At 29.9% G+C, this 5,944-nt stretch carries 5 protein-coding genes; 1 reads left to right on the top strand and 4 read right to left on the bottom strand.

Translation table 11 applies throughout. The annotated features are described in order from the left end of the window. The coding region (locus tag NSA58_RS14435; RefSeq protein WP_257560621.1) for a DUF2974 domain-containing protein at nucleotides 1-1,136 on the top strand (1,136 nt) is incomplete at its 5' end. Nucleotides 1,137-1,196: 60 nt separating this feature from the next. On the opposite strand, the gene ppnP is transcribed toward NSA58_RS14435, so the two are convergent. The 4 genes from ppnP to NSA58_RS14415 form a co-directional block, all read right to left on the bottom strand. Next, nucleotides 1,197-1,511: a pyrimidine/purine nucleoside phosphorylase gene (gene ppnP / locus NSA58_RS14430; RefSeq protein ID WP_039677958.1), complete on the bottom strand. Its 315-nt coding sequence runs from the start codon at nucleotides 1,509-1,511 to the stop codon at nucleotides 1,197-1,199. 17 nt (nucleotides 1,512-1,528) lie between these two features. Next, nucleotides 1,529-2,329: a pyrroline-5-carboxylate reductase gene (gene proC / locus NSA58_RS14425; RefSeq protein WP_039677960.1), complete on the bottom strand. Its 801-nt coding sequence runs from the start codon at nucleotides 2,327-2,329 to the stop codon at nucleotides 1,529-1,531. Nucleotides 2,330-2,495: 166 nt separating this feature from the next. Beyond that, nucleotides 2,496-4,865, bottom strand: a complete 2,370-nt coding sequence (hypD, locus tag NSA58_RS14420) for a trans-4-hydroxy-L-proline dehydratase (protein WP_039677961.1) — start codon at nucleotides 4,863-4,865, stop codon at nucleotides 2,496-2,498. A gap of 3 nt (nucleotides 4,866-4,868) precedes the next feature. Next, nucleotides 4,869-5,780, bottom strand: a complete 912-nt coding sequence (locus tag NSA58_RS14415) for a trans-4-hydroxy-L-proline dehydratase activase (protein WP_074078762.1) — start codon at nucleotides 5,778-5,780, stop codon at nucleotides 4,869-4,871. Nucleotides 5,781-5,944: the final 164 nt, after the last annotated feature.

Below are 5,944 nucleotides of genomic sequence, written 5' to 3'. Positions count from 1 at the left end.
AGGCTATTATGAGGAATATAATTGACTATGTGGAAAGTGAATTTCACACCATGAATGAAAAAAAATTTAATACTGTAGACTCTCTTATTCTTTCTCAAGTTACCAACTACTTATACGATGACTTAGTAGGTAATTTGTCTAACCTTAAACCTCCTATATATTTTAAAGATCTATTGAAAGCAGAATACTTTGGAAAAATGTTTCGTAGCTTTATTTTACCTAAAAAAAATAAACACCTATTATTTTCTTTAGCTGCAAGTCCAAGGTTTAGAAATATTGAAATTAATTATCATGTATCAAAAATAGACTCCGATGAAGAAAAACAATTTTCTGCTACAACATTTATATTGAGTAACGAGTTTGCTTATTTGGGTTTTAGAGGAACGGATACTACTGTAGTTGGTTGGAAAGAAGATTTTAATATGGCTTTTGTTTGCCCTATCCCATCTCAACTTGAAGGGGTTGATTATGTAAATACAATTGCAAAATTATTGCCCCATAAGTTATATATTGGAGGCCATTCAAAAGGTGGCAATATTGCTGTTTATTCTGCAATGAATTGTAACAATAGTATAAAGCCTAGGATAGAAAAAATATATAGTCATGATGGACCTGGTTTTAGAGAAGAAGTTATAAAAAGTGAAGAATTTAAATCTATTAAATATAAAATAAATAAAACTATACCCTACTCATCCTTAGTTGGTATTCTGCTTGAAAATCATGAATATTATCATGTTGTAAAAAGTAGCGGTGTAGGAGGTATTATGCAGCATGATCCTTTTTGGTGGGAAGTTGGAAATGAAGATTTCATATACCTAGACGAACTGTCATCAAAATCTAAATATATTAACAAAACTCTCAATACTTGGCTTAGTCAAATTTCTGATGAAAAACGCAAACAATTTATAGAAGCCTTGTTTGAAGTTTTAAATTCAACAAAATGTGAAACCATTACTGATATTGCAGTTAACTGGAAAACTAATCTTCCTATTATCTTGGATGCGATAAAGCATATGGACCCAGAAGAAAAAGTTCTTATCATGGAGTTATTTAGACAATTAGCTTTTTTATCCATTAAAATTATGTCAAAGAATGATAAAAACTATGTAATTTTACAAAACAGAAATAAATCATAAATTCTTCAAAAAAACTGTAATGAGATTATAAATAAATCTCATTACAGTTTTTTACTTATCTTACTTGTCTTTATAAGAACAACAATAATCTCCGTAAGTTTTAACTATTACTTCAAAACTTGATTTTTCTGGAACTATAAAGCTATCTCCTTCTTCATAAGTTCTAAACTCACTTTCATTAGGTAGACGAATATCCATTTCTCCGCCTATAACCTCCATTAATTCTTCCACACCCGTATTAAATACATACTCGCCTGGCATCATAAATCCTAGAGTTTTTCTTTCTCCATTTTCCAAATAAATAGTTCTACTAGTTACTTTTCCATCAAAATATACTGTAGCTTTTTTTACAACCTTTACATTATTAAATTCCATATTATTAGTCCCCTTTTTTATAATCCTCTAGCCTTATTTACACAAGCTTTCATACATTCTATAATTGAACTTCTAAATCCTTTTTCTTCTAAAACTCTTACTGCCTCTATAGTAGTTCCACCTGGAGAACAAACCATATCTTTTAATTCACCTGGATGTTTTCCAGTTTCAAGAACCATCTTTGCACTTCCCATAACAGCTTGGGCTGCAAATTTATAAGCCTTATCTCTAGGCATTCCATCCATTACTGCTCCATCTGCCAAAGCTTCTATAAACATATATACATAAGCTGGTGAAGAACCACTTACTGAAACTACAACGTCCATTAAGTTTTCTCCCACAACTTCTGTTTTTCCAAATCCACTTAAAATATTGCAAACATAATCTAACTCTTCTTTAGTTACTAAATTATTGTGACAAACTCCTGTTATCCCTTCACAAACTAATGCTGGAGTATTAGGCATTGTTCTTACTATTTTCACATCTTTACCAAATAAAGAGTTTAATCTTTCTAAAGTTTGACCTGGTGCTATAGTTACTATAATTTGATTTTCTCTTACATGATCTTTTATCTCATTTATTACTGTTGCATAATATTGAGGTTTTACAGCTAAAACAACTACTTCTGCTTCTTCTATTACTTTTAGATTATTTTCTGTAGTTTCAATATTTAAACTTTCTTTTGCTGCTGCTAAACTTGGAGCATAAGCATCTGACGCTATAATTTCATCACAAGAAATAATTTTATTTTTTATGATACCTCCCATCATAGCCTTAGCCATATTTCCTGCTCCAATAAATCCTAATTTTTTACTCATTTCAAATATCTCCTTTTTCCCTAATTAACACTGTAACTATTATTTAAATTATTTATAGTAACTACAGTTTTTTATCTATAATAAATTCTCCGCTCATATTTTGAGCAACGGATTTGTCTCAGTAGTAACAAAGACATATCGTTGGCGATATGAGCGAAGCGAATTTTTATAAAGCTTGTTCAGTACGGTCAATTATCTCATCTTGAAGAGCTTTACTTAAGTTTCTAAAGTGGTCACTATACCCAGCAACACGAACTATTAAGTCTTTATAATCCTGTGGATTATTTTGAGCATTGATTAATGTTTGTCTATCTATAACATTAAATTGTATATGATGCCCATCCATATCAAAATAAGCTCTTACTAAGTTTGCCATTTGATCTAAACCATTTTCTCCAGCAACTACACTTGGAGTGAATTTTTGATTAAGTAATGTTCCACCAGTTCTTAAATGATCCATCTTTGATGCAGATTTTATAACTGCAGTTGGGCCATTTGTGTCTCCACTCTTAGATGGTGATATACCTTCTGATACTGGTTTCTTTGCCAGACGTCCATCTGGAGAAGCCATCATTATTTCACCAAAGTAAACATGGCAAGTAGTTGGAAGCATATTTATTCTATATTGTCCACCCTTCATATTTGGTCTACCTGTTACTGTTTTTTGGTAGAAGTTGAATACATCTTTCATTATATCGTCTGCATAATCATCGTCGTTACCATACTTAGGTGTTTTGTTGCTTACTAAATTTTTAATTATTTCATATCCTTCAAAGTTATTTTCTAAAGCATCCATTAATTCTTCCATAGAGAATTTTTTCTTATCAAATACATTATATTTAATTGATGCTAGAGAGTCTGTTATTGTTCCTATACCAACACCTTGGATATAGTTAGTGTTGTATCTAGCTCCTCCAGCATTGTAGTCCTTACCACTTGATATACAGTCATTTGTTATTATTGATAAAAATGGAGCTGGCATATATCTAGCATAAATCTCTTCTATTACATTACTTCCTTTTATTTTTATATCTAAGAAGTATTCTATTTGCTTTTTATAAGCTTCAAATAATTCTTCGTATGATTTGAAATCTTTAGCATATCCTAATTGTAATCCTAATTGTTTTTTACTTACATTGTCATAACCATTATATAAAGTAAGTTCTAATATTTTAGGAAGGTTGAAATATCCAGTTAATATATAAGCTTCATTTCCAAATGCTCCAGTTTCAACACATCCACTAGTTCCACCAAGTCTAGCATCTTCAATAGTTTTTCCTGCATTTAATAACTCTTGTATTATTGCTTCTGTATTATAAAATGCTGGTTGACCCCAACCTTTTCTTGATATTTCACAAGCTCTTTTTAAGAATTTACGAGGAGTTTTTTTACTTATTTGTACGTTTGAGCTTGGTTGTAATAATTTCATTTCATCCATACAATCAAGTATTAAATAAGAAACATCATTAACTCCATCTTTACCATCTTCAGTAATACCACCAGTATTTATATTTGCAAAGTCAGTGTAAGTTCCACTTTCTTTTAATGTTATACCTACTTTAGGTGGTGCTGGTTGATTATTAAATTTAACCCATAAATTTTCTAATAATTCTAATGCTTTTTCATCATCTAAATTTCCAGCTTCTACATCTTTTTCATAGAATGGATATAGATGTTGATCTAGTCTTCCTGGGCTATATGCATCCCATGGATTTAATTCAGTAGTTACTCCTAAGTGAACAAACCAGTACATTTGAATTGCTTGCCAGTAAGTCTTAGGCTTGTGTGCAGGCACTACATCGCAGTTTGCAGCTATTTGTAATAATTCTTCTTTTCTAACTGGATCAGTTTCAACTTCTGCTAATTCTCTAGCATATGCTGCATATCTTTCCCCTAGAATTATTATTGCATCACAACATATATCCATTGCATTTAATTGAGCTAATTTATCTATAGCTTCTTTATCATTGAAATAATCTATCTTTTCCTTAGCTGCTTTAATATCTGCTTTATAATCTAAAAATCCTTTTTCATATATTTTCTTTGAACCAACAGTATGACCTGGTCCACGCTGTTCCATAAATTCAGTGAATATACCATTTTCATAACAAGTTTTCCACTCATCAGTCATGGCATTTAAAATTTTATGTCTTATTGAGCGCTTTTCCCAGAAAGGAATTATTTTTTCTTCTTGTAATTTCATATCTTCTTCTGTAACTTTGAAGAATATTAAATCTCTATCATTCATAACTTTCATATCTTCTAAAGTATGACAGCAAAGTTCTGGAAAAGATGGTGATGATTGAGGTGAATCACCTTTTTCACCAACAATTAATTCTCCCTCATTTATGCAAAGTGTTTTATTTTCCATAAAATGTTTAAATGCTAAAGCTCTCATTTCTGGAACTGAAACAGATCCTTCATATTCCATATAAGCGTCTGTCATAAGATTAGCTCTTTCCATATAAATATGTGGAGTAGCTTCTACACTTTGCTTTCTTAATTTCTTAATTCTTTCATTCATTCCTCTTTCCATGTCTTAACCCCCTATTTTTGTATTATTAAATCCATTTTTTATAAACAGTTCTTGAAGTTCTTTCATTCTGTCTTTGCTTGGAATTGTAAAGTTTTCACCTTTATATTTCATATCTAATCTGTCATATTTACTACTAGCAATATTGTGATATGGTAATAAATTCACTTGTTTTACACATACATTTTCTTTTAAAAACTTAATTATTTCTTCCATATCCTTGTCATCGTCATTTACAGTTCCTATAACTGGAATCCTTATATAAATATTTGCATTATTTTCACTTAAATATTTTAAATTACTAAGTATAAGCTCATTTCCCTTGCCCATATACTTTTTATGTTTTTCATTGTCCATAGTTTTTATGTCATAAAGGAAGGTATCGGTATACGGTAAAACCTTTTCATAATTAACTTCTGGCGCATATCCACACGTATCAATAGCTACATTGTATCCTTTTCTCTTTATTTTCTTTAATAAAGAAACTATAAGGTCACTGTCTTGTAACATTACTTCCCCTCCAGATAAAGTAACTCCACCAAAAGAAGATTCATAAAACATACTATCTTTTTCTATTTCCTTCATTATGTCATTAATTGAATAATCAGTACCTGCAATTTCCCTAGCATTGTTCACACAATAATCTAAACATTTGCCACAAGTCTCGCAACTTTTTCTATCATATTTAACATTTCCACTTTCATCATCTTTTGTGTTACAAGAGCAGACTTTAGTACAATATAGACAATTGGTACATTTTTCTCTATTGAACATTATTTCTTTTTTAAAACTTTGACTTTCTGGATTATGACACCACCAACAATTTAATGCACAACCTTTAAAAAACACTGTTGTTCTTATTCCATCTCCATCATGGATAGAATATTTTTGAATACTTATTATATTTGGTATTTTCATAACCTCCCCTCTTTTTTCATATATATGAATTTTATACCTTTATAATTTCATGATAGTACATTGTTATTAATTTGTCATTTGTTTTTTTCATTATTTTTTATATTTTTTCATTCATATGAAATAAATATTTATTTATATAAGTTGACTTATTCAACATATTAATT

This window comes from Terrisporobacter muris (assembly GCF_024621905.1).
GTDB lineage: Bacteria > Bacillota > Clostridia > Peptostreptococcales > Peptostreptococcaceae > Terrisporobacter > Terrisporobacter muris.
The sequence above is the reverse complement of the archived record's forward strand: the minus strand, read 5'-3'. Positions and strand labels throughout refer to the sequence as shown.

Excerpts from the sequence above, each read along its gene's own strand:
- NSA58_RS14415 (WP_074078762.1), bottom strand. The coding sequence starts at position 5,780 with ATGAAAATACCAAATATAATAAGTATTCAAAAATATTCTATCCATGAT.
- hypD (WP_039677961.1), bottom strand. The coding sequence starts at position 4,865 with ATGGAAAGAGGAATGAATGAAAGAATTAAGAAATTAAGAAAGCAAAGT.
- ppnP (WP_039677958.1), bottom strand. The coding sequence starts at position 1,511 with ATGGAATTTAATAATGTAAAGGTTGTAAAAAAAGCTACAGTATATTTT.
- proC (WP_039677960.1), bottom strand. The coding sequence starts at position 2,329 with ATGAGTAAAAAATTAGGATTTATTGGAGCAGGAAATATGGCTAAGGCT.